Raw genomic sequence first — 23,825 nt, 5'->3', positions numbered from 1 at the left:
CCAGCCTGGAATAGGTTTTATGGTCCGCAGCCGTCTTCTTGGAATCCGCCCCGCTTCCTACAGTGAGCCCATCCCAAAGGAGACTCAGATGGCAAAGATGACAGCGGTCCAGGCCGCGGTTCTGGTGATGGAAAAGGAAGGCGTGACGCAGGCCTTCGGCGTGCCGGGCGCAGCGATCAACCCGATGTACTCGGCACTGCGCCAGCGCGGCAGCATCGCGCACATCCTGGCGCGCCACGTGGAAGGCGCCTCGCACATGGCCGAGGGCTACACCCGCGCCGTGGCCGGCAACATCGGCGTGTGCATCGGCACCTCGGGCCCGGCGGGCACCGACATGATCACGGGCCTGTACTCGGCCTGGGCCGATTCGATTCCCATCCTCTGCATCACCGGCCAGGCGCCGCGCGCGCGGCTCTACAAGGAAGACTTCCAGGCGGTGGACATCGAATCGATCTCCAAGCCCGTCACCAAGTGGTCGGTCACGGTGCGCGAGCCGGGCCAGGTGCCGCAGGTGTTCCAGCAGGCCTTCCACCTGATGCGCTCCGGCCGCCCGGGCCCGGTGCTGATCGACCTGCCCTTCGACGTGCAGATGGCGCAGATCGAGTTCGACATCGACAGCTACGAGCCGCTCAAGCCCTACAAGCCGGCCGCCACGCGGGCCCAGATCGAGAAGGCCGTCGGCATGCTCAACGCGGCCGAGCGCCCGCTGATCGTGGCCGGCGGCGGCGTCATCAACGCCGACGCATCCGACCTGCTGGTGCGCTTTGCCGAAGCCACCGGCGTGCCGGTGATTCCCACGCTCATGGGCTGGGGCTCCATTCCGGACAACCACCCGCTGATGGCCGGCATGTGCGGCCTGCAGACCAGCCACCGCTACGGCAACGCCACGATGCTGGCCAGCGACTTCGTGCTGGGCATCGGCAACCGCTGGGCGAACCGCCACACCGGCTCCGTCGACGTCTACACCAAGGGCCGCACCTTCGTGCACGTGGACATCGAGCCCACCCAGATCGGCCGCGTGTTCACGCCCGACTTCGGCATCGTGTCGGACGCCAGGGCCGCGCTGGAACTCTTCGTCGAGGTGGCCGAAGAGATGAAGGCCGCGGGCCGCCTCACCGATCGCCGCGACTGGGCCAAGGCATGCATCGAGCGCAAGAAGACGATGCTGCGCAAGACCAACTTCGACGAAGTGCCGATGAAGCCGCAGCGCGTGTACCAGTGCATGAACAACAACTTCAGCACCGATACCTGCTACGTGAGCACCATCGGTCTCTCGCAGATCGCAGCCGCGCAGTTCCTGCACGTGTACAACCCGCGCCACTGGATCAACTGCGGCCAGGCCGGTCCGCTGGGCTGGACCATTCCCGCCGCGCTGGGCGTGCGTGCCGCCGACCCCGCGCGCAAGATCGTCGCGCTGTCGGGCGACTACGACTTCCAGTTCATGATCGAGGAGCTGGCCGTGGGCGCGCAGTTCAAGCTGCCGTACATCCACATCGTGGTCAACAACTCCTACCTCGGCCTGATCCGCCAGGCGCAGCGCGGCTTCGAGATGGACTACTGCGTGCAGCTCGCGTTCGACAACATCAACGCGGCGCCCGACGCGGGCATCGAAAGCAGCTACGGCGTCGACCACATGAAGGTGGTCGAGGGCCTGGGCTGCAAGGCGATCCGCGTGAACCGGCAGGAAGAGATCGCGCCGGCCATCCGCCGCGCCGAGGCCCTGATGGCCGAGTTCAGCGTGCCGGTGGTGATCGAGGTGATGCTGGAGCGCGTGACCAACATCGCGATGGGCACCGAGATCGACAACATCACCGAGTTCGAGCCGCTGGCCGAGACGCCGGCCGACGCGCCGACGGCTGTTGCGGCGCTGCTGGACTGATCAAGGACCGCTGAATACGGGCAGCCGAACGCAGAAGGAATACAAAAACTACGCAGAAGTCGCAGAAGAAAACTTCTTTGGTTCTCCTTCTGCGACCTCTGCGAAACCTTCGCGACTTCTGCGTTCGGTTCCCGATCCCTCATGAACGACTGAAAGACCCGACATGCCCAAGTTCGCAGCCAACCTCACGATGCTCTTCACCGAGCTGCCCTTCATGCAGCGCTTCGAAGCCGCCGCCAAGGCCGGCTTCAAGGGGGTGGAGTACCTCTTCCCCTATCCCTTCGAGAAGAAGGAACTCGCCGCCGCCCTGCGCGCCAACGGCCTGGAGCAGGTGCTGCACAACCTGCCGGCCGGCGACTGGGACAAGGGCGAGCGCGGCATCGCCTGCCATCCCGACCGCACGGGCGAGTTCGCCGAAGGCATCGGCGTGGCGATCAACTACGCCACCGTCCTGGGTTGCCCGCAGGTCAACTGCCTTGTGGGCAAGGTGCCTGCCGGCGTCGACAGGGATGCGGCGCACAAGACCGTGGTCGCCAACCTGCGCCTCGCCGCGCGCGAGCTCGAAGCAGCGGGCCTGCGCCTGCTGGTCGAGCCCATCAACACCTTCGACATCCCGGGCTTCTTCCTCACGCGCACCGACCAGGCGCTGGCGCTGATCGACGAGGTCGGCTCGGCCAACATGCGGGTGCAGTACGACATCTACCACGCGCAGCGCATGGAAGGCGAGCTGGGCAACACGCTCTCGAAGAACCTGGCACGCATCGGCCACATCCAGCTGGCCGACAACCCGGGGCGCGGCGAGCCGGGCACGGGCGAGATCAACTACCCGTGGCTCTTCAGGCACATCGACTCGCTGGGCTACGACGGCTGGATCGGCTGCGAGTACAAGCCCCGCGCCACCACCATCGAAGGCCTCGGCTGGCGCCACGCGCTCACGCAGCAGCAATGAAATGAATGACTGACATCGGAAAAGGAACAAGAGACATGACGACGCAGCAACAGAAGATCGGATTCATCGGCCTCGGCATCATGGGCGCGCCCATGGCGGGCCACCTGCTCGAGGCGGGCTACCAGCTCTTCGTGAACACGCACGGCAACACGCCCGAGCCCTTCGTGTCGAAGGCCACCATCTGCGCCTCGGCGGCGGAGGTGACACGCCAGTCCGACGTGGTCTTCATCATGGTGCCGGACACGCCCGACGTGGAGAAGGTGCTCTTCGGCGCGCCCGGCGCCGAGGGCGTGGCCGACGGCCTGAAGGGCTCCAGCGGCAAGATCGTGGTGGACTGCAGCTCCATCGACCCGATCGCCACCAAGGACTTCGCGCGCCGCATCACCGCGCTGGGCGCCGGCTACATCGACGCACCGGTCTCCGGCGGCGAGGTGGGCGCCAAGGCCGCGAGCCTCACGATCATGTGCGGCGGCGACGAAGGCACCTTCGGGCGCGTGAAGCCGCTGCTCGACAAGATGGGCAAGAACGTCACGCTCGTGGGCGGCGCCGGCGACGGCCAGGTCTGCAAGGTGGCCAACCAGATCATCGTGGCGCTGAACATCGCCGCCGTGGGCGAGGCGCTGGTGTTCGCGTCGAAGGCGGGCGCCGATCCGGCCAAGGTGCGCCAGGCGCTGATGGGCGGCTTCGCGAGCTCGCGCATCCTCGAAGTGCACGGCGAACGCATGATCAAGCGCACCTTCGCGCCGGGCTTTCGCATCGGGCTGCACCAGAAGGACCTGAACCTCGCGATGCAGAGCGCCCGTTCATTGGGCGTCTCGCTGCCGCAGACGGCCGGCGCGGCGCAGCTCATGAATGCCTGCGCGGCACTGGGCTACGGCCAGCTCGACCACTCGGCGCTGGTGCGCGCGCTGGAGGCGCTGGCGCAGCACACAGTCACGCCTGATTGAGGTTCTTCGAAAGCGGACTTCCGAACGCAGAAGAAATACAAAAGCTACGCAGAAGTCGCAGAAGAAACCATGAAATCCTTTTTTTGGTTTTCCTTCTGCGACATTCGCGAAACCTTCGCGACCTCTGCGTTCGGCTGTCCGCTTTACTTCAACGCTTCCAGCGATTCCTTCAGGTTGCGGCGGCGCCAGGCCCAGGTCTTCACGGCCTGCGGAAGGATGCCCAGGCAGGAGGCGTAATAAGTCACCTTGAAGCCCCAGAAGCGCGGGCCGATGGGCGTGTTGCGGAACAGGTCGCCCGCCAGGATGGACAGCAGCGCCTCCTGCATGCGCCAGATGTTGCGTGGGGCCATGAACAGGCGCCGGATGGCCGGCGAGGTGATGCGGTAGATGAACCACGAGAACATCTTCGGTCCGTGCTTCATCACCTTCTCGTAGTGCCTGAAGGCCTTCTCGGCTTCCTTCGCCTCGCCCTTGAGCCAGAGGTCGGCGCAGGTGGCGGCCTCGAAGCCGCTGTTCATCGCCAGGTACACGCCCGAGGAGAACATCGGGTCGACGAAGGCATAGGCGTCGCCCACCATCATGAAGCGGTCGCCGCGGCAGAACTTGGAGTCGTAGGCGTAGTTGCCGGTGGAGGTGGCGCCTTCCATCAGCGTGGCGTTCTTCAGCCGCGCGGCCAGCTTGGGCGCGAGCGCGATGGTCTCCATCAGGAACTCTTCCAGCGAGCCCTTGCGGCGCTTGAAGTACGCCGGCGATGCCACCGCGCCGACGCTCACCGTGCCGTCCTTCAGCGGGATGTACCAGAACCAGCCATGGTCGAACCAGAACAGCGTGATGTTGCCCTCGAAGCGGCCAGGCCGCCGCTCGGCATTGGCGAAGTGGCCGAACAGCGCCGCGCTGGCGTGCTTGCGGTTGCGGCGCTTGGCGTCGAACTGGTTCGACAGCAGGGTGTCGCGCCCGCTGGCGTCGATCACGAAGCGCGGGCGCCAGGTGGTCTCGGTGCCATCGTCGGCCTTGACCTTCACCAGCGGCCTGTTGTCGGGCGTCCCTTTGCCGGCATCCATGTCCACGCCGGTGACGCGCTGTCCCTCGAAAGTCCGCGCGCCGCGGTTGCCGGCGTGGCGGAAGAGCAGTTCGTCGAATTCGGAGCGGCGCACATGCACCGCGTAGGGAAAGCTCTTGTCCATCGCCTCGGCGAAGTGGAACTGGCTGGAGTGATCGTGCCAGGGCGAGACGAACTCGGCACCGTGCTTGCGGATGCCGATGGCCTCGACCTCGGTGCGCACGCCGAGGCGGTCGAACAGCGGCATGTTCATCGGCAGCAGCGATTCGCCGATGTGGAAGCGCGGATGCTGCGCCTTCTCGATCAGCACCACGTCGTGCCCTTTGTCCGCGAGCAGCGCGGCCACCGTGGAGCCCGATGGGCCGCCTCCGATGACGACGACGTCGGGATCGTTGCTGTTGAAAGGTCCGGATGCCATGCGAGTTGCCCCTCTTTTCGCGGTGTTTTCGTTGTCGGCGATACCCCCGGCTCGATGTCCGGCTGGACGGCCGGTCTGTTAACCAGTTGGTAACGATCGGCAGTTTAGCGAACCCCAGAGCCCCCTCCCATCCGCCGGAACCCGCCTTATCGAGCGGAAGCTATGGGTCCAGGCGTTTTCGGCATTTCCCCAGTAATAGGAGGCCCTGCTTTTGCGGTAGCCTCATTGCCCGTCAGAAACAAGGAGACTTTCATGGCTGCACCCCTTTCCCCCGCAGAAGAAGCACTTCGCGAGGCAGCGCGCGAATACCACCGCTCGCCCGTCAAGGGCAAGATCTCGATCACCCCGACCAAGCCCTTGCTGAACCAGCGCGACCTGTCGCTGGCCTATTCGCCCGGCGTGGCCTATCCCTGTCTCGACATCGCCGCCGACCCGGCAACCGCCTCCGAATACACCGCCCGCGGCAACCTCGTGGGCGTGGTCACCAACGGCACCGCCGTGCTGGGCCTGGGCGACATCGGCCCGCTGGCCGCCAAGCCCGTGATGGAAGGCAAGGGCTGCCTCTTCAAGAAATTCGCCGGCATCGACGTGTTCGACATCGAGCTGGCAGAGCGCGACCCCGACAAGCTGGTCGACATCATCGCGGCGCTGGAGCCGACGCTGGGCGGCATCAACCTGGAAGACATCAAGGCGCCCGAGTGCTTCTACATCGAGAAGAAGCTGCGCGAGCGCATGAACATCCCGGTGTTCCACGACGACCAGCACGGCACGGCCATCATCTCGGCCGCCGCCCTGCTCAACGGCCTGGAGCTGGTGGGCAAGAAGATCGAGGAAGTGAAGATCGCCGTCTCGGGCGCGGGCGCGGCCGCCATCGCCTGCCTGGACGTGATGGTCGGCCTGGGCGCCAAGCCCGCCAACATCCACGCCTGCGACTCCAAGGGCCTGATCTACATGGGCCGCGCGGGCGGCTTCGACGAATCCAAGGCACGCTACGCCCAGAAAGACACCGGCGCCCGCACCCTGGCCGACGTGGTGAAGGACGCCGATGTGTTCCTGGGCTGCTCGGCCCCAGGCGTGATGACCGCCGAGATGGTCAAGACCATGGCGAGCCAGCCCATCATCCTGGCGCTGGCCAACCCCGAGCCCGAGATCCGCCCCGAACTGGCCAAGGCCGTGCGGCCGGACTGCATCATCGCCACCGGCCGTTCGGACTACCCGAACCAGGTCAACAACGTGCTGTGCTTCCCGTACATCTTCCGCGGCGCGCTCGACTGCGGCGCCAGCAAGATCACCGAAGAGATGAAGCTGGCCTGCGTGCGCGAGATCGCCGAGCTCACCAAGGCCGACATCAGCGAAGAGGTGGCCACCGCCTACGCCGGCCAGGAACTCTCCTTCGGCCCCGACTACATCATTCCCAAGCCCTTCGACTCGCGCCTGATCCTGCGCATCGCGCCGGCCGTGGCCAAGGCAGCGGCCGCCTCGGGCGTGGCCACGCGCCCGATCGAGGACATGGACGCCTACCGCCAGCACCTGACGCGCTTCGTCTACCAGACGGGCATGTTCATGCGCCCGGTGTTCAGCGCCGCGAAGATCGCCACCGCCAAGCGCGTGGCGTACGCCGAGGGCGAGGACGAGCGCGTGCTGCGCGCCGCCCAGTGGGCCGTCGACGAAGGCCTGGCCAAGCCGATCCTGGTGGGCCGCCCCGCCGTGATCGACGCGCGCATCAAGAAGGCCGGCCTGCACATCCGCGCGGGCGTCGACTTCGAGATCGTCAACCCCGAGGACGATCCGCGCTTCCGCACCTACTGGGAGAGCTTCCACAAGATCATGGGCCGCCGCGGCGTGACGCCGGAGGCCGCCAAGACCATGGTGCGCCGCTCGAACACCACCATTGCCGCACTCATGATGCACCTGGGCGACGCCGATGCCATGATCTGCGGCCTGGTCGGTCGCTTCGACGTGCACCTGGAGCACATCCGCAACCTGATCGGCCTGAAGCGCGGCGCGCCGGGCTTCGCGACGCTGAACGCGCTCACGCTCGACAAACGCACGGTGTTCATCACCGACACCAACGTGAACGAAGACCCCAGCGCCGAACTGCTCGCCAGCATCGCGGTGATGGCCGCCGAGGAAGTGCGCCGCTTCGGCCTGCCGCCGAAGGTGGCCTTCCTCTCGCACTCGAACTACGGCACCTCCAGCCGCTCGTCGGCCCGCAAGATGCGGCTGGCGCGCGACCTGTTCGCGCAGATGGCGCCCGACATCGAATGCGACGGCGAGATGCACGGCGACGCGGCGCTGTCGGAGGAAATCCGCCGCACCGCCCTGCCCGAGACCACGCTCAGCGGCGAGGCCAACCTGCTCGTGTGCCCGAACCTCGACTCGGCCCACATCCTCTACAACGTGCTGAAGATGACCGGCGCCAACGGCATCACCGTGGGCCCGGTGCTGCTGGGCGCCGCGAGTTCGGCGCACGTGCTCACGCCTTCGTCGACGGTGCGGCGCATCATCAACATGACTGCGCTGGCGGTGGCGAAGGTGACGGTCGACAAGTAAGCGCAAGGCCGTCCAGCGGGGAAGAATCCCGCTTTCGGTGCTTCAAACGCGGCCTCGGCCGCGTTTTTGCATTGAGCGGGTGCAGATCGCGACGCCCGCGCACCGCTTCGATCCGCGAGGAAGGGTTCGCACCAATCACGTGCGGGCACCGTTTTTGCTTGAATGCAGAAGCATTCAATCCCCTTTCATCCAACGGATCGATCTCCGCATGAACAAGCGCCAACTGCTCCAGTCCTTCCTCGCCGCCTCGGCCCTCAGCTTCGGCCTCGCACCGGCCCTTGCGCAGACCCCGACGCCGATCAAGTTCCAGCTCGACTGGCGCTTCGAGGGACCGGCGGCGCTGTTCCTCCACCCGGCCGCCAAGGGCTACTTCAAGGCCGCGGGCCTCGACGTGACCATCGACGCGGGCAACGGCTCGGGCGGCACGGTCACGCGCGTGGCCTCGGGCGCCTACGACATGGGCTTCGCCGACCTTGCGGCGCTGATGGAGTTCCATGCCAACAATCCCGACAGCCCCAACAAGCCTGTCGCGGTGATGATGGTCTACAACAACACGCCGGCCTCGGTCATGACGCTCAAGAAGAGCGGCATCACCAAGCCTTCGGACCTCACGGGCAAGAAGCTCGGCGCGCCGGTGTTCGACGCGGGCCGCCGCGCCTTCCCGATCTTCGCCAAGGCCAACAACATCGGCACGGTCAACTGGACCGCCATGGACCCGACGCTGCGCGAGACCATGCTGATGCGCGGCGACATCGACGCCATCACCGGCTTCACCTTCACCTCGCTGCTCAACCTGGAAGCGCGCGGCGCCAAGACCGCCGACGTGGTGATCCTTCCCTACCCCGACTACGGCGTGAAGCTGTACGGCAACGTCATCATCGCCTCGCCCAAGCTCATCAAGGAGAACCCGGCGGCGGTGAAGAAATTCCTCTCGGCCTTCGCCAAGGGCGCGAAGGAGGTCATCGCCAATCCAGCCGTGGCCATCGAGTCGGTGAAGGCGCGCGACGGCATCATCGACAGCAAGCTCGAGACGCGCCGCCTGCAGCTGGCCATCGACACCGTCATCAACAGCGCCGATGCGCGCGCCGAGGGCTTCGGCGCGGTCAACGCGGGCCGCATGTCGCTGATGGCCTCGCAGGTTTCGGACGCCTTCAACACCAAGACGCGCGTGAGCCCCGACGCGGTGTGGACCGCAGCACTGCTGCCGCCCGCGGCCGAACTGAACATCCTGAAGAAGTGATGGCAGCCGCATCGCAGGACGCGGCCCCCTTCGTCGACTTCCAGGACGTCTGGCTCGCCTACAACGAGGAGCTGCTGCGCGCCAACCACTTCGCGGTCGAGGCCATCGACCTGAAGGTGAAGCGCGGCGAGTTCATCGCCATCGTCGGGCCCTCGGGCTGCGGCAAGTCGACCTTCATGAAGCTCACCACCGGGCTGAAGATGCCGTCGATGGGCAAGATCCGCATCGACGGCCAGCCGGTGACCGGGCCGCTGAAGATCTCGGGCATGGCCTTCCAGGCGCCCTCGCTGCTGCCGTGGCGCACCACGGTCGACAACGTGCTGCTGCCGCTGGAGATCGTCGAGCCCTACCGCTCCAGCTTCAAGGCGAAGCGCAAGGAGTACGAGGAGCGCGCCCGCCGCCTGCTGCAGAAGGTGGGCCTGGGCGGCTATGAGGACAAGTTCCCGTGGCAGCTCTCGGGCGGCATGCAGCAGCGCGCGAGCATCTGCCGCGCGCTCATCCACGAGCCCAAGATGCTGCTGCTCGACGAGCCCTTCGGCGCGCTCGACGCGTTCACGCGCGAGGAGCTGTGGTGCATCCTGCGCGACCTCTGGACCGAGCAGCAGTTCAACGTGATCCTGGTGACGCACGACCTGCGCGAATCGGTGTTCCTCGCCGACACGGTGTACGTGATGAGCAAGAGCCCGGGCCGCTTCGTGGTGAAGCGCGAGATCGACCTGCCGCGCCCGCGCGAACTCGAACTCACCTACACCAAGGAGTTCACCGACATCGTGCTGGAGCTGCGCGGCCACATCGGCGCCATCCGCAACACCGGCGCGAGCGCCGCACAGTCCGCCGCGGCTGTTTCCCACTGAGGCGCACGATCTCATGAGAAACACCAAGCAAATCGAACGCTGGTCGCCCTGGCTGCTGCTCGTGGCGGTGATCCTGCTGTGGCAGGTGATCTGCTCGGCCTTCGAGGTTTCGGACTTCATCTTCCCGAGCCCGTGGCGCATCTGGAACCAGTTCTGGGAGTTCAAGGAAGTCATCGCGGGCCACGCGTGGCGCACCTTCTGGGTCACGATGGCGGGCTTCGGCCTCGCGATCGTGGTGGGCGTGCTGCTGGGCTTCGTCATCGGCAGCTCGCGCATCGCGTACGCGGCGATCTACCCGCTCATGACGGCCTTCAACGCGCTGCCCAAGGCGGCCTTCGTGCCGATTTTGGTGGTGTGGTTCGGCATCGGCATCGGGCCGGCGATCCTCACGGCATTCCTGATCAGCTTCTTCCCGATCATGGTCAACATCGCGACCGGCCTCGCCACGCTCGAGCCCGAGCTCGAAGACGTGCTGCGCGTGCTCGGCGCCAGGCGCTGGGACGTGCTCATGAAGATCGGCCTGCCGCGCTCCATGCCCTACTTCTTCGGCTCGCTCAAGGTCGCGATCACGCTGGCGTTCGTGGGCACCACGGTCAGCGAGATGACGGCTGCCAACGAAGGCATCGGCTACCTGCTGATCTCGGCCGGCTCTGCCATGCAGATGGGGCTGGCGTTCGCGGGGCTGATGGTGGTGGGGGCGATGGCGATGCTGATGTACGAACTCTTCAGCGTGGTCGAGAAGCACACGACGGGGTGGGCGCATCGGGGGTCGCAGAACCAGTAGATCCCGAAGCCGATGCGGCCGGCAGCTACGCCCCCGAACGCTGCAGCCGCATCGACACCGAGAACCGGTCCGCCGGATGGACCGACACCGAAACCTCGAAGGCCAGCCCCTCCGCATCGAGGTAGCGGCGTACGATCTTCAGCACCGCCGCACCCTGCTCCACCTGCAGCGCCTTCGCCAATACCGCGTCCTTGACGGTGTCGGCTCGCACGTCCTGGTGGATCTCGGCGATCTGCCGGCCATAGCGCTCGGCGATCAATGAACTGACCAGGGTGTCGGGCGACTCGCGCACGAGCGCCCCGACTTCCGAGTACGCCGGGTCCACGTACACATCGGTCCACCCGATGGGGCCGACTTTTCCGCTGCTGTCGAGCCGCAGGCTGGAGATCCGCAGCCAGCGCGCACCGGGCGCGCAGCCCAGGTCCTTCGCCACCGAAGCGGAAACCGCCACCTCCTCTATCGATTGCACCTGCCGCAGGTGCTCGGTGCCGAACTGCACCAGATCGTCCACCGACGCGAGAGAAGGACGGAAGGTGTCGCGCGGCTTCGTCGCCTCCACACGGGTTCCGGCGTTCTTGCGGCGCGACACCAGCCCCACGCGCTGGAGCTCGGCCAACGCCGCCCTCACGGTGTGCCGGCTGGTCTTGTAGTGGTCGCAGAGCTCCAGTTCCGTCGGGAGCACCGAGCCGACGGCGAAATGGCCGCTGGTGATGGCTTCGGTCAGGTGGCGCGAGATGTCGCTGTGATGAGGCTTGGATGGGGAAGACATGTTGCCCCCGAGGATCGCATTCATGGCATCAAGGGTAAACCCTTATTTTCTATATATGTCCGAACATATTTAATCCAATATGTCCGGACATACACATCCTACTCTCGCCAGGCCATCCATGAACAACACCCGCCTCTCCCTCCCGATGGCCAGCACCGTCGTCGATTCCATCCTTTTCCGCGACGCGTTCGGCACGCAGAAGATGCGGCAGCTCTTCTGCGACAGCGCACTGGTCCAGCGCTACATCGATACCGAGGTTGCTCTTGCCAGGGCACAGGCGCGCGTGGGCGTGATCCCGCCCGAGGCGGCCGAGACGATCGCGCGCGAATCGAGGATCGAGCGCATCGACTTCGACCACATGCGCGAAGAGACCGACATCGTCGGCTACCCCATCCTGCCGCTGGTGCACCAGTTGGTCGGGATGTGCGGCGAAGCAGGCCGCTACGTGCACTGGGGCGCGACCACGCAGGACATCATGGACACCGCCGTGGCGCTCCAGGTGCGCGACGCGCTCGACAGCATCGCAGCGGACGTCCGCGAGCTGCGCGGCATCCTCGCCGCTCTCGCGAAGAAGCACCGCGACACGCCGATGGCCGGGCGCACCCATTTGCAGCAGGCACTGCCCATCACCTTCGGCTACAAGGCCGCGATCTGGCTCGCGATGTTCGACCGGCACCAGCAGCGCATTGCCGAGCTTCGTCCGCGCGTGGCGGTGGTCGAGTTCGCAGGCGCCGCCGGCACGCTCGCCTCGCTCGGCGACAAGGGCTTCGAGGTGCAGAAGGCGTTGGCCGGGGAACTGGGGCTGGGCGTGCCCGCCACCACCTGGCATGTGGCGCGCGACGGTTTCGCGGAGGCTGTGAACCTGCTCGCACTCGTCACGGGTTCGCTGGGCAAGATCGCGCTCGACATCATGATCATGGCCTCCACCGAGTTCGCCGAGGTCTACGAACCCTTCGTCAAGGGGCGCGGCGCGTCGAGCACGATGCCGCAGAAGCGCAACCCGATCTCCAGCGAGCTGATGCTGGCCGCCTCCAAGGCGGTGCGGCAGCACGCGGGCCTGATGGTCGATGCCATGGTGCAGGACTTCGAACGGGCGACCGGCCCGTGGCACGCCGAGTGGATCGCCATCCCCGAGAGCTTCATCCTCACCGCCGGCGCATTGCACCAGGCCAGGTTCGCCCTGGGCGGCCTGATCGTGGACGAGGCCCGCATGAAGCACAACCTGGGCATCAGCCGGGGCCTGATCGTGGCCGAGGCCGTGATGATGGGCATGGCTCCCCACATCGGCCGCCAGCAGGCGCACGACGTGGTCTACGACGCCTGCCGCACTGTCAACGAGAAGGGCGGCACGCTGGCCGAGGCGCTGGCGGCGCTGCCCGAGGTCACGAAGCACTTCGACCGCGCGGCCATCGACCGCCTGACCGATCCGGCGAACTACCTGGGCCTCGCGCCGCAGATGGTGGACCGCGCACTCGCACTTTCCGCCGAAGTGGCGGCCTGAACCACCAACCCGAGGAGACAAGACAGATGATCGACATCAGGAAGCTGGCCGCCCGCGCGCTGCTGGCCATGAGCTTTGCCGCCGCGGCGCACGGCGTGAGCGCGCAGACCTACCCGTCACGGCCCGTGACCTGGATCGTTCCCTTCGCGGCGGGAGGCCCCACGGACGCACTCGCGCGCGCCATCGCGGAAAGGGTTGCGCGCGAACTGGGCCAGTCCATCGTGATCGACAACGCGCCCGGTGCCGGCGGCACCGTGGGCGCCGCGAAGGCATCTCGCGCTGTTCCGGACGGCTACACCATGCTGGTCGGGCACATGGGCTACATGGGCGCCGCGCCGGCGCTGTACAAGAAGCTCGCCTACGACCCGGTCAAGGACTTCGCTCCGGTGTTCCGCTTCCCGGACACGCCGCTGGTGCTCATGGTGCGCAAGGAGCACCCGGCGAAGGACATCAAGGCGCTGGTCGACTTCGGCAAGGCCAATCCCGACAAGCTCTTCATCAGCAATGCCGGCGTGGGTTCCAGCTCGCACCTGATCGCGGCACTGTTCGCCGCCTCGGCCGGCATCAGGATCTCGCAGGTTCCGTACAAGGGGGCCGGCCCGGCGCTGATCGATGTGATCGGCGGACAGGTCGACGGCATCTTCGACCAGACCAACACCGCCATGCCGCAGATCAAGGAAGCCAAGGTGCGCGCGCTGGCCGTGACCTCGAAGGTGCGGCTGCCGCAGCTGAAGGACGTGCCGACGCTGAGCGAGACGGTGCTGCCCGGCTTCGAGGCCTCGACCTGGTACGGCATCTACTCGCCCAAGGGCACGCCGCAGGCGGTGCTCGACAAGGTGCAGCAGGCCTACCTGAAGGTGATGAGCGACAAGACCTTCACCGATCGCCTCGCCGAGCAGGCGATCCAGATGCTGCCGGCCGAGCAATACACCGGCGCTGCACTCGGCAAGCACACCGAGGCAGAGGTGGCGCGCTGGAGGGCGGTAGCGGCCAAGGCCAACATCGCCCTGGATTGACACGCATGACAGCCGCCACCCGCATCGAGCACGACGCGTTCGGGCCGGTCGAGATTCCCGTCGACAGATACTGGGGCGCTCAGACGCAGCGCGCGGCCGGCGTGTTCGAAGTGGGAACGGAGCGCTTCCCGGCTTGCCTGCTGCACGCATTCGGGCTGCAGAAGATCGCGGCTGCGAAAGCCAACGCACGCTGCGGCGCACTCGACGCGGCATTGGCCGGGACCATCGCCGCCGCGGCCGGGGAAGTGTCTCGCGGCCTGTTCGACGAGCACTTCCCGCTCACGATCTGGCAGACCGGCTCGGGCACCCAGACGAACATGAATGCCAACGAGGTGATCGCGAACCGGGCCAACGAGCTGCTGGGGCAGCCGTTGGGCACGAAGTCGCCGGTGCACCCGAACGACCATGTGAATGCATCGCAGTCGTCGAACGACAGCTTTCCGACCGTGATGCACATCGCCGCCGCGACCGAATTGACGAAGCGGTTGATTCCATCGCTCACCGTTCTGAAAGACGCGCTGGAAGACCGCGCCCGCGCGTTCGCCGGTGCGGCGAAGGTGGCCCGCACGCACCTGATGGACGCCGTGCCGATGACGATGGGCCAGGCATTCGAGGCATTCGCATGGCAGGTGTCCAGCGGCATCTCGCGGCTGCAGGATGCCTTGCCACGGCTCCTGCTGCTCGCCCAGGGCGGCACGGCGGCGGGAACGGGGCTCAATGCACCGGAGAACTTCGACACGTTCTTCTGCGAGGAGATCGGCAGGCTCACAGGCTTGCCATTCGCACCTCATCCGTGCAAGTTCGAAGGCATGTCGGGCCACGACGCGCTGGTGGAACTGTCGGGTGCATTGAACGTGGTCGCCACATCGCTGATGAAGATCGCCAACGACATCCGCTGGATGGGGTCCGGCCCGCGCTGCGGCATCGGCGAGCTGGTGATACCGGACGACGGACTGACCTCGTCGATCATGCCGGGCAAGCGCAACCCGACCATCGCGGAGGTGGTCGCCCAAGCGGCCATGCAGGTTGCGGGTAATCACGTGACGGTGACGATGGCCGGCGCATCCGGCAACTTCGAACTCAACGTGGCAAAGCCGGTGCTGATCCACAACGTGCTGCAGTCGATTCGCGTGCTGGCGGACAGCGCACGCGTCTTCGCGAACAGGCTGGTGGCAGGGCTCGATGTCGATCGCGACCGGCTCGAATCGAACCTGGGCAATGCGCTGCTGTCGGTGACGGCGCTCAACCCCGTGCTCGGTTACGACAAGGTGGCGCGCATCACGCGCACTGCAGTGGAACGCCGCATTCCGCCGCGCGAGGCGGCCATTGCGCTGGGTTATCTGGATGCCGATGCCTACGACCGGCTGGTCGATCCGATTCGCATGGCAAGAGGCAAGAGCTAGCGGCGCTTCAACCGAGGCACTTGCCACGGATCAGGCGAGATGCCAGCGCCGGCTGTGCTGCCCCTGCTTCGCGAACACATGGGCGAGGTGCTTCTTGACTGTGTTGACGCTGATGCCGAGCCGCTCGGCGATCTGCTTGTTGGTCATGTCCCGGTACATCAGCGACAGCACCTCGTCCTCGCGTGCGGTCAGCCTGATTGCAGGCGATATCGCACAGGCCGCCGGCCGCCCACCGGCGGCCTTCAATCGCAGCACGGACAGATACAGCGCCTGCAGCACCGGCCCCGGGAAGCCCAGGGTACCCGCCAGCACGGCATCCAGCGATTGCGCGACCTGCTCTGCACTCGCTGTCCACTCGACACAGCCGCGCGCCTGACTCCGGATCGCGGCGTCCAGCCCCGGCATGGAAGGCGCTTCCCAACCGAGCAGCCAGTCGGTGGCCGGAAAACGGCGGCGCAGGGCATCCAGTTTGTCGACTCTCTCCGGCGCAATCAACGCGGTGTCCACCAGCAGCAAGCGAGGCGCCTGCTGCCGGCAGCGGGCTTCGAGGTCGCAGATGCTGTTCATCTCCGCATACTCGACCTGGTACATCCGCTCGGCCCGGTACCTCGAGGCCAACAGGCCCAGCCCGGACAGCGTCGATGCGCGGCCCGGGAGGGTTGCGACGAGAACCGGAACACGGACTTCGACCGCGGGGCACGGGGTATGAGTTGGGGCCTCCAGGCCAGCTGGCTGCAAACAGCCCGATGCCCACAGCGCGGGTGGTGCAAATGGCGACAGCGGTCTGAAGTCTTGCGTGAACGGCCGCGGATCCGCGTTCCACACAGGTTCCAGCCCCGCAGACGGCAGTGGAACTTCTTCCATGGCTTCCTCCGAAGCGCTTGTTTTGGAGGTATCCGGAAGGTAATGATAAAGACCGCATCTTCGTACAGATAGGTCCGCAAACCTCGCAAGGTATCAAAAGGTTAAGAGCATGAGGGCAAGCGTCCTGCCCCGCGCGTCATCCTTTGGGTGACAACTTTTATCCTATGGACAACGCGCTGCCGGGCGGTTCAGCATCCCTTCCTGCTGATACATGAACCCGGTCGATTGCCAGCGAACGCACATCCATCGGCATCTGCTGTCGGCGTATTTTTCCAACCCAAGGAGTGCTTATGCCCGCGCTAAATATGACGGCCGGCTCGACCGTCACTCTGGACGAATCCGCCAATTTGCAGAACCTTGCCGCTACTCCCGCTGCTGCCGGCGACAGTAACGACAATGACATTTCCGCAAGCTCGCTGCCGGCTGCGTTCAGCAGCCGCCTGGCGGCCCAAAGCGTCGGGACCGCCATCAATGCCGCCCTGAGCGGCTATGACGGAACCAACACCGGCACCAACGCGTTCACATTCAGCATATCCGGCACGGTCACCGATATTTCCTTCACGGACGCCGGCGGCGCTCCGCTCAATGGCTTCGACAGCGGTCTCAATACCGCCGACGGCGAAGACATCTTCCTGTTCACCGACACGACCAACAACAACGTCGTCTACGGAAAGACCGCCCTCAATGTCGTCGTGTTCGCCGCCTACCTGGAGGAAACGGGAAGCCCGGTAACCGGCGCCAAGATCTGGATGGTCCAGTACGAAGCGATATCGAACCCCGATCCGGCCAACCCCGACGACGCGGTCAACCTGCTCAACAAGGTCTTCGTCAGTGTCAGCCAGGATACGGAGTTCAACCTCGCGAACGCGCCATCCGGCCAGAACCTGTTCCTGATGTTCACGAAGAGCAACCCGACGATCGTCAACGGCCGGATTTCCGACGTGTCGATCATCGCGACCGGAAAGGACCCGGCAAACCAGTCGGGCCCCAATCCCAACAGCACCGCCGATGACATCAACATCACGACCGGCGACACGATCAACACCAGCCAGGCCGGCGGGCCGACCACGTTCGGCACCAACAGCCAGATGATCACCGAGCAGGAAGGCATCCGCTTCACGTTCGTGACCGGCGCCAGGGCGGACGTCACCATTCCGAACCTGGACCAGAACGAGGCCGACCTGGAGTCGAACATCGACTTCACCGGCATGTTCGGAGCGAGGACCGCCGACTTCGACGTCGTGCAGCTGCAAAGCGGAAAGAGCGCCCAGGTCAAGGTCACCGCGTACAGCACGGCGGTCGAGTCCGGCAACAGCTTCATCGACGGCTATGCGGGCGACCAGGTGGTGTCGATCACGAGCGTGCGCGTGCTCGACTCCGTCACCGGGGCGGCTCTCGAAACCTTCTCGAACGGCGCCGAAGGCGCGCTGAGCTCGGCCATCGCCATCAGCATCACCAACGGCGTCGCGACGATCACCGGCGTCAAGGCCGGCTACTCGATCGAGTACACGACGTCGGCGGACCACAACCGCGTACTCGTCGAGAACGGGGCGGCCCTCAATGCCTCGGGCAACACCCACGCGGACTTCGACATCGGGGGCTTCAGGCTGCTGCAGGTTTCCAGCGCAACGGCGGAAGTCGGTTCCATGATGGTCTTCGAAGACGACGGCCCGTCCATCGTGCTTGCGACGCCCACCGACACCGCGCTGCTCAACACGCAGGACGCCGACACCATCGGAGCCAACACCGACTCCGCCACCCAGGACTTCGCGACGGCCTTCGGCACGACTTCGAGCAGCTTCGGCACCGACGGGGCCGGCACCACCGACTCGACCTTCGCGCTCGGCGTGAAATCGCAGGGCGGAGACTCCGGGCTCAAGAGCGACGGCTCGACCATCTATCTGTACCTGCTCAACGGCAAGGTCCTGGGCTCGACTTCCGCCACCGAAGCCGGCGTCGCCGCGGCCAACACCATTTTCGACCTGGCCGTGAGCGCCGCCGGTTCGGTCACGCTGCGGCAGTTCGCCGAAATCGACCACGCACTGCCGGGTGCCTCATCGAACTACCCGGCCCAGCAGGCCACGATGGCCGACGACCTGATCACCCTGACCAATGCCGTGACGCTGACCGATCGCGATGCAGACACCGCCAGCGACTCGAAGCTGCTCAACATCGGCGCGAACATCAAGTTCGACGACGACGGCCCGTCCATCGTGCTGGCGACGCCCACCGATACAACGCTGCTCAATACGCAGGACGCCCAGACCATCGCGGCAGCCACCGACTCGGCCACCCAGGACTTCTCGAGCGCCTTCGGCGTGACGTCGAGCGGCTATGGCGCCGACGGGGCCGGCACCACCGTCTCGACCTTCGCGCTCGGCGTGGCAACGCAAGGCGGGCTTTCCGGACTCACGAGCGAGGGCGCAGCCATCAGGCTGTACCTGGTGAGCGGGAACGTCATCGGCTCGACTGCCGCCAGCGCAGCAGGCATCACGGCGGGCAACACCATCTTCGACGTCGCGGTGAGCACAACCGGTTCGGTGACGCTGCAGCAGTTTGCCGAGATCGATCACGCGCTGCCGGGTGCTTCGTCGAACTACCCGGCCCAGCAGGCCACGATGGCCGACACGTTGATCACCCTGACCAACGCCGTGACGCTCACCGATGGCGATGGAGACACCGCCAGCGACTCCAAGGTGCTCAATATCGGCGCCAACATCAGGTTCGACGACGACGGCCCGACGGTGACGGCCATCTCCGACCTCATCGGAGCGAACGACGCCCAGCCCATTGCGGGAACCTACAACTTCTCCATCGGCGCCGACGACGTGGACAACGCGTCGACCGACGGCATCGTGCTGAACAGCCTGAGCGGAACGACCGGCGGCGGGCGCCCCATCACCGATGCGACCGTCTCGCACTTTGCCGAAGACGCGACGACCGTCACCTACAACTTCAGCTTCAACTACTACCCCGGGCCGACGTCGACGACAACGCAGGCGGCAACGGGCACGGTCGTCTTCAACAAGACGGACGGCACCTTTTCCTTCGACCTGGACCAGGTCTTCGGAGGACAGACGACGTTCTCCACGAGTGCGCCGCTGGCATCCTTCAACTACGACACCGTAGGCAACAACTCGCCGGAGATCGTGGTCCAGCAATACAGCAACGACTTCTTCGGCGTGCTGTCCGCCAGGTCCTCCAATCCTCCGAGCGACTCCGGCGATCTGCTGGCGGGCAACAACCACGCGTTCGTGGCAGGCGAAACCTTCACCAGCGAGAGTCCCGGCTTCGTCAACGTCGCGACCAACACCCTCGGGGTGAACTCCGATACCGTCCAGTCCGGCGAGCTGCTGAACTTCGACTTCTACAAGTCGAACCCGGTGAGCAACCCCAACCTGACGAGTCCGCCGCAGCGTCCCGGGGCGGCCATCGTCGGCACGGACACGGCCTACGCCGACGCGATCAACATCACGATCGATCAGATCACGGATGGCGAGGACGTGGCTGTCCTGCTGAAGCTGTTCAACGCGTCGAACAACACCACCACGACCCGGCTGCTGATCGCCAACTCCGCGGCGGACTACCAATCGGCCGGAGGAGGCCTGAAGGTCGTCAGCATCGGCGAGGACGACTACGACAGCGCCAACTACCAGATCACGGGCGTACAGGTCCTGAGCAGCACAGAGGAAATCACCGGCACGGGTATCAGCCTGAGCGGCCACAACACGGTGAACCTGACCGCCACAGGGTCGAACTATGCCGACACGGCCGACAACGATGTGTTCAAGATCATCAAGATCGATGTGATCACGTCGACCACGATCAATTCGGACGTGGACCTGAACTTCGTGGGTCAGGTGATCGACGGCGATACCGACTTCGCGGGCTTCAACTTCGACGTCCACCTGGAGATCGATGGCGTGGCCAACCTGATCGGCACAACCCAGCAGACGGAAGCGATCGCGTAACGAGCTCTGGAGCAAGGGTCGGCGAAAGCGCCGCCCCTTCTCACCCGGCCTGTGTTCAGGCGTACCGATGTCGAACCTGCGAGGTGGTATGAAGCCTCAGGAAAAGTCTGGCGAATTGCGGCAGGCGGTGACAACGCTCCACGCCTACTTCGTGCGGGCGGCCTGGTTCAGTGCCTGCTCCAGCCTTTTGCTGCTGGCTCCGAGCGGGTACATGCTGGAGGTGTACGGACGGGTCTTGAACAGTCGCAGCACGCTCACGCTGGCCATGCTGACATTGCTGGTCCTGGCGGCCTGCTGCCTGATGGAAATACTCGATTGGGCCCGCGCGGAAGTGATGTACCAGGCCGGGCAGAAACTGGACCAGAAGATGCGCGACCGCGTCTTCGCCGCCGTCTTCGAAGCGGGTCTCAAGCGGTTGCCGGGCGGGACCGCGCAGCCGCTCAACGACCTCCGGACCTTGCGTGAATTCCTGTACTCGGCGCCGTTGCTGGCACTGATGGAAGCGCCGGTTTCGCTGGTCTTCCTGGGGCTGATGTTCGCCATCAGCCCGGTGCTGGGCTGGTCGGCTGTCGTGGGCTCGCTGCTGCAGGTGTTCATTGGCTGGATCAACGACCGGAACACCCGGCCTGCGCTGATGTCGGCCAATCGATGCGCGATCGAGGCGCAGCAGTATGCGGACGCCGCGCTGAGAAACTCGCAAGTCATCGAGTCGATGGGCATGCTGAAGGACGTCCATCGCCGCTGGATGGGCAGGCGACGCGACTTCCTTCAGCGCGAAGCCCTGGCGTCGGACCGTGCCGGGGCCTGCCAGGCCATCAGCAAGTTCGTGCAGGTCACCATGGGCTCCCTGTTGCTCGGCCTCGGTGCCTGCCTGCTGCTGAAGAACCCGCTCAATGGCAACGCCGGACTGATGGTTGTAGGTTCGATCCTTGGCGGCCGTGCCCTGGCACCGCTGGTGCTGCTCGTGACGCAATGGCGCGCGGTGGTCAATGCCTGCGATGCATGGCAGCGCCTGGACAGCCTGTTGGGCGCCGTCGGCCCGAGACCGGACACGATGTCGCTGCCGCCCCCCAAAGGCGCGCTGCAGGTCGAAAGCCTCGTGGCAGGCGCGCCGGGCAGCGGCCCGGCCATCCTGAAGAACGTGGACTTCGCCCTGGCGCCCGGCGAAGTGCTTGCCGTCGTGGGCCCTTCCGCCGCTGGAAAGACGACCCTGGCACGCCTGATCGTCGGCCTCTGGCCGGCAGCGAGCGGCAAGGTGCGGCTGGACGGCGCGGACGTGTTCTCGTGGGACAAGAACGAGCTCGGCCCGCACATCGGCTACCTGCCCCAGGACGTGGAATTGCTCGACGGCACACTGGCCGAGAACATCGCGCGCTTCGGAGAGGTGCGGCCTTCCAAGGTCAAGGCGGCGGCATTGGCCGTCGACCTGCATTCGTACATCACGAGCCTTCCATTGGGCTACGACAGCCCGATCGGCCATGACGGCGCCGTGCTGTCGGGCGGGCAGCGGCAGCGGGTCGCGTTGGCGCGCGCAATCTATGACGAGCCCTCGCTGGTGGTGCTCGATGAACCGAACTCGAGCCTCGACGAGGCCGGCGACGCAGCGTTGGCAAGCACCATCCTGAATCTCAAGGCGCGCGGCACGACCTTCGTCGTCATGACGCACCGCACCAGCGTGCTGGCCGTGGCGGACAAGATGCTGGTGCTGTGCGACGGCACGATGCAGGCGTTCGGCCCGCGTGACGAGGTGCTCGCCGCGCTGCGGCAGGCCAACGAGCAGGCGGCGAACCGACTGCGCAAGATGGAAAGCGGCATCGCATCGAAGCGGCGCGATGCCGGCAACGCCGCGAGCATCGCGCTTCAGGCGCATCCACTGCCATGAAGAAACCCTCGTTCTTCAACCGCAGCGAACTGGGGCGCGCTCTCTGGGAGTTCCGAAGAGAGTTCCTGCTGGTCGGAGCATTGAGCTTCCTGACCAATCTGCTCATGCTCGCGCCGACCATCTACATGCTGCAGATATTCGACCGCGTGCTTGCCAGCCAGAGTGAGCTGACCCTGCTCGCGGTGTCCTTGATCACGCTGCTCCTTTTCGCGGCGCTGGCCTTGTCGGAATGGTTGCGCTCGCGCCTGCTGGTGAGGGCCAGCCTGCGCTTCGACCGGCAACTGAGCACCCGGGTGTTCAACGGGAGCTTCCAGGCCTACCTCGGCCAGTCGGCGTCCATCGCACCCAGGCCGTTCGCTGACCTGAACCAGATCCGCCAGTTCCTCACCGGCCTGGGCGTCTTCGCGCTCTTCGATGCACCCTGGACACCGATCTACATCGCGGTGATCTTCTTTCTTCATCCCTGGCTCGGCGTCCTGGCGCTCGGGTTCGCCCTGGTCCAGGCCGCACTGGCCTGGTTCGGACAGAGGAAGACCGTCGCGCCATCGGAAGCGGCCCTGAAAGCATCGGGCGATTCGATGAGCGACCTGCAGGACAAGCTTCGCAACGTCGAGGTGCTCGAATCGATGGGCATGGTCGCCAATCTGCAAAGGCGCTGGAATCGCCAGCATGCGGCCTGCATGGACAAGAGCGCTTCCGCGCATGGCCTCGTCAATCGCGTCGCCGGATGGAGCAAGTTCATACGCTACAGCCAACAGTCGCTCGCATTGGGGGCGGGTGCGTTGCTGGTGATCGATGGCCAGTTGTCGCCCGGTGCCATGATCGCGGCGAATGTGCTGATGGGCCGGGCCCTTGCGCCCATCGACCAGTTGCTCGGCGCGTGGCGGGGCTTTGTCTCCTGCCGCGCCGCAATCGGGCGTCTCGACAGGCTGTTGGCCGATTTCCCCGGGCAGGCCCCGGCCCCTGCTCCTTCCCGGGCCGGCCCCACCGGCGAGGTCAGCCTTCAAGGCGTCTTTGCAGAGGCCCCGGGGCGCGCGGCACCCATCCTGAAGAACATTTCGTTTGCGGTCCCCGCAGGAACAGTGGTCGCGATATTGGGACCATCCGGTTCCGGCAAGTCCACGCTGGTGAAAGTCATGGTCGGGATCTGGGCCGCATCCCGCGGCGCGGTGCTGCTCGACGGCGTGCCGGTCCGGGGCTGGAACCGACTCGAACTGGGTCCGCATCTCGGCTATCTGCCGCAGGACATCGAACTGTTCGGGGGCTCCATCGCCGAGAACATCGCGCGGCTCGGCAAGGTCGACTCGCGCAAGGTCATCGAGGCCGCATGCAGCGCCGGCCTGCACGAGACGATCCTGCGCTTTCCCAAGGGCTACGACACCCCCATCGGCGACGCGGGCCATCGGCTTTCCGGAGGACAGAGGCAGCGAATCGGACTGGCCCGGGCGCTCTATGGCGACCCGTCACTCATCGTCCTCGATGAGCCGAACGCCAACCTGGACGATGACGGGGAAGCAGCGCTGCTGCGAGCCATACGGGAATTGAAGGCCAAGGGAAAAACGGTGTTCCTGATCACCCACCGCCAGGACGCGGTTGCAGTGGCCGACCGCCTCATGGTTCTGAACGATGCCGAGTTGATTGCGGACGGACCACGGGATGCCGTGCTCGCGTCTTTTCGCCGCCCCCGGTCCGACGTGCGACCGGCAGCCCTGGTGCAGTCGGCCTGATCCGGCGC

Annotated in this window: 16 protein-coding genes; 13 read left to right on the top strand and 3 right to left on the bottom strand. The window is 65.8% G+C overall.

Features of this window, described 5'->3' with window-relative positions; genetic code table 11:
• Positions 1-88: 88 nt before the first annotated feature.
• The 3 genes from gcl to EJP67_RS20120 all read left to right on the top strand — a co-directional run bounded on the left by gcl (position 89) and on the right by EJP67_RS20120 (position 3,775).
• Complete coding sequence (gene gcl / locus EJP67_RS20130) at positions 89-1,879, top strand: glyoxylate carboligase (RefSeq protein ID WP_126023467.1); 1,791 nt, start codon at positions 89-91, stop codon at positions 1,877-1,879.
• A gap of 163 nt (positions 1,880-2,042) precedes the next feature.
• Positions 2,043-2,828, top strand: a complete 786-nt coding sequence (gene hyi / locus EJP67_RS20125; RefSeq protein ID WP_126023466.1) for a hydroxypyruvate isomerase — start codon at positions 2,043-2,045, stop codon at positions 2,826-2,828.
• A gap of 35 nt (positions 2,829-2,863) precedes the next feature.
• Positions 2,864-3,775 carry a 2-hydroxy-3-oxopropionate reductase gene (locus tag EJP67_RS20120; RefSeq protein ID WP_126023465.1) on the top strand — a complete coding sequence of 304 codons (912 nt, stop codon included), beginning with the start codon at positions 2,864-2,866 and terminating at the stop codon, positions 3,773-3,775.
• Positions 3,776-3,918: 143 nt separating this feature from the next.
• Here EJP67_RS20120 and EJP67_RS20115 read toward each other — a convergent pair whose 3' ends face one another.
• Positions 3,919-5,253: an NAD(P)/FAD-dependent oxidoreductase gene (locus tag EJP67_RS20115; protein WP_126023464.1), complete on the bottom strand. Its 1,335-nt coding sequence runs from the start codon at positions 5,251-5,253 to the stop codon at positions 3,919-3,921.
• 252 nt (positions 5,254-5,505) lie between these two features.
• Here EJP67_RS20115 and EJP67_RS20110 point away from each other — a divergent pair, with 252 nt between their 5' ends.
• The 4 genes from EJP67_RS20110 (at position 5,506) to EJP67_RS20095 (ending at position 10,684) form a co-directional block, all read left to right on the top strand.
• Entirely contained in the window at positions 5,506-7,806 is a 2,301-nt protein-coding gene (locus EJP67_RS20110) for an NADP-dependent malic enzyme (RefSeq protein WP_126023463.1), read from the top strand.
• A gap of 208 nt (positions 7,807-8,014) precedes the next feature.
• A complete protein-coding gene (locus tag EJP67_RS20105; RefSeq protein WP_126023462.1) occupies positions 8,015-9,046 on the top strand; it encodes an ABC transporter substrate-binding protein in 1,032 nt (343 codons plus the stop codon).
• The gene (locus tag EJP67_RS20100; protein ID WP_126023461.1) at positions 9,046-9,900 is read left to right on the top strand and encodes an ABC transporter ATP-binding protein; all 855 of its coding nucleotides are present in this window, start codon (positions 9,046-9,048) and stop codon (positions 9,898-9,900) included. Before EJP67_RS20105 ends, EJP67_RS20100 begins: the two co-directional genes overlap by 1 nt.
• 13 nt (positions 9,901-9,913) lie before the next feature.
• Positions 9,914-10,684, top strand: coding sequence for an ABC transporter permease (locus EJP67_RS20095; protein WP_126023460.1), 771 nt, complete (start codon positions 9,914-9,916; stop codon positions 10,682-10,684).
• A gap of 25 nt (positions 10,685-10,709) precedes the next feature.
• Here EJP67_RS20095 and EJP67_RS20090 read toward each other — a convergent pair whose 3' ends face one another.
• Complete coding sequence (locus EJP67_RS20090; RefSeq protein WP_126023459.1) at positions 10,710-11,453, bottom strand: GntR family transcriptional regulator; 744 nt, start codon at positions 11,451-11,453, stop codon at positions 10,710-10,712.
• Between the two features lie 118 nt (positions 11,454-11,571).
• On the opposite strand from EJP67_RS20090, the gene EJP67_RS20085 reads away from it, so the two are divergent.
• The 3 genes from EJP67_RS20085 to EJP67_RS20075 are packed head-to-tail and all read left to right on the top strand — an operon-like array spanning position 11,572 to position 15,373.
• Entirely contained in the window at positions 11,572-12,954 is a 1,383-nt protein-coding gene (locus tag EJP67_RS20085) for a class-II fumarase/aspartase family protein (protein ID WP_240650713.1), read from the top strand.
• 26 nt (positions 12,955-12,980) lie between these two features.
• Positions 12,981-13,970, top strand: coding sequence for a tripartite tricarboxylate transporter substrate binding protein BugD (locus EJP67_RS20080; RefSeq protein ID WP_126023458.1), 990 nt, complete (start codon positions 12,981-12,983; stop codon positions 13,968-13,970).
• A 5-nt stretch (positions 13,971-13,975) separates the two neighbouring features.
• Positions 13,976-15,373 carry a class II fumarate hydratase gene (locus EJP67_RS20075; protein WP_126023457.1) on the top strand — a complete coding sequence of 466 codons (1,398 nt, stop codon included), beginning with the start codon at positions 13,976-13,978 and terminating at the stop codon, positions 15,371-15,373.
• 30 nt (positions 15,374-15,403) lie between these two features.
• Here the strand turns inward: EJP67_RS20075 and EJP67_RS20070 are convergent, their stop codons facing one another.
• Positions 15,404-15,964 (bottom strand): LuxR C-terminal-related transcriptional regulator, encoded by a 561-nt coding sequence (locus EJP67_RS20070; protein ID WP_165909659.1) that lies wholly within the window; start codon positions 15,962-15,964, stop codon positions 15,404-15,406.
• Positions 15,965-16,527: 563 nt separating this feature from the next.
• On the opposite strand from EJP67_RS20070, the gene EJP67_RS20065 reads away from it, so the two are divergent.
• The 3 genes from EJP67_RS20065 (at position 16,528) to EJP67_RS20055 (ending at position 23,817) form a co-directional block, all read left to right on the top strand.
• A complete protein-coding gene (locus EJP67_RS20065) occupies positions 16,528-20,208 on the top strand; it encodes a DUF5801 repeats-in-toxin domain-containing protein (protein WP_126023455.1) in 3,681 nt (1,226 codons plus the stop codon).
• A gap of 88 nt (positions 20,209-20,296) precedes the next feature.
• Positions 20,297-22,090, top strand: a complete 1,794-nt coding sequence (locus tag EJP67_RS20060) for a type I secretion system permease/ATPase (protein WP_126023538.1) — start codon at positions 20,297-20,299, stop codon at positions 22,088-22,090.
• Positions 22,087-23,817, top strand: a complete 1,731-nt coding sequence (locus EJP67_RS20055; protein WP_126023454.1) for a type I secretion system permease/ATPase — start codon at positions 22,087-22,089, stop codon at positions 23,815-23,817. Before EJP67_RS20060 ends, EJP67_RS20055 begins: the two co-directional genes overlap by 4 nt.
• Positions 23,818-23,825 lie beyond the last annotated feature (8 nt).

Source organism: Variovorax guangxiensis (assembly GCF_003952165.1).
GTDB lineage: Bacteria > Pseudomonadota > Gammaproteobacteria > Burkholderiales > Burkholderiaceae_C > Variovorax > Variovorax guangxiensis.
Note: the sequence above shows the minus strand (reverse complement) of the source record. Positions and strands in the feature narration are given on the sequence as shown.

Excerpts from the sequence above, each read along its gene's own strand:
- EJP67_RS20065 (WP_126023455.1), top strand. The coding sequence starts at position 16,528 with ATGCCCGCGCTAAATATGACGGCCGGCTCGACCGTCACTCTGGACGAA.
- EJP67_RS20120 (WP_126023465.1), top strand. The coding sequence starts at position 2,864 with ATGACGACGCAGCAACAGAAGATCGGATTCATCGGCCTCGGCATCATG.
- EJP67_RS20095 (WP_126023460.1), top strand. The coding sequence starts at position 9,914 with ATGAGAAACACCAAGCAAATCGAACGCTGGTCGCCCTGGCTGCTGCTC.
- EJP67_RS20085 (WP_240650713.1), top strand. The coding sequence starts at position 11,572 with ATGAACAACACCCGCCTCTCCCTCCCGATGGCCAGCACCGTCGTCGAT.
- EJP67_RS20090 (WP_126023459.1), bottom strand. The coding sequence starts at position 11,453 with ATGTCTTCCCCATCCAAGCCTCATCACAGCGACATCTCGCGCCACCTG.
- EJP67_RS20075 (WP_126023457.1), top strand. The coding sequence starts at position 13,976 with ATGACAGCCGCCACCCGCATCGAGCACGACGCGTTCGGGCCGGTCGAG.
- EJP67_RS20070 (WP_165909659.1), bottom strand. The coding sequence starts at position 15,964 with ATGTACCAGGTCGAGTATGCGGAGATGAACAGCATCTGCGACCTCGAA.
- EJP67_RS20080 (WP_126023458.1), top strand. The coding sequence starts at position 12,981 with ATGATCGACATCAGGAAGCTGGCCGCCCGCGCGCTGCTGGCCATGAGC.
- gcl (WP_126023467.1), top strand. The coding sequence starts at position 89 with ATGGCAAAGATGACAGCGGTCCAGGCCGCGGTTCTGGTGATGGAAAAG.
- EJP67_RS20060 (WP_126023538.1), top strand. The coding sequence starts at position 20,297 with ATGAAGCCTCAGGAAAAGTCTGGCGAATTGCGGCAGGCGGTGACAACG.
- EJP67_RS20055 (WP_126023454.1), top strand. The coding sequence starts at position 22,087 with ATGAAGAAACCCTCGTTCTTCAACCGCAGCGAACTGGGGCGCGCTCTC.
- EJP67_RS20115 (WP_126023464.1), bottom strand. The coding sequence starts at position 5,253 with ATGGCATCCGGACCTTTCAACAGCAACGATCCCGACGTCGTCGTCATC.
- EJP67_RS20105 (WP_126023462.1), top strand. The coding sequence starts at position 8,015 with ATGAACAAGCGCCAACTGCTCCAGTCCTTCCTCGCCGCCTCGGCCCTC.
- hyi (WP_126023466.1), top strand. The coding sequence starts at position 2,043 with ATGCCCAAGTTCGCAGCCAACCTCACGATGCTCTTCACCGAGCTGCCC.
- EJP67_RS20110 (WP_126023463.1), top strand. The coding sequence starts at position 5,506 with ATGGCTGCACCCCTTTCCCCCGCAGAAGAAGCACTTCGCGAGGCAGCG.
- EJP67_RS20100 (WP_126023461.1), top strand. The coding sequence starts at position 9,046 with ATGGCAGCCGCATCGCAGGACGCGGCCCCCTTCGTCGACTTCCAGGAC.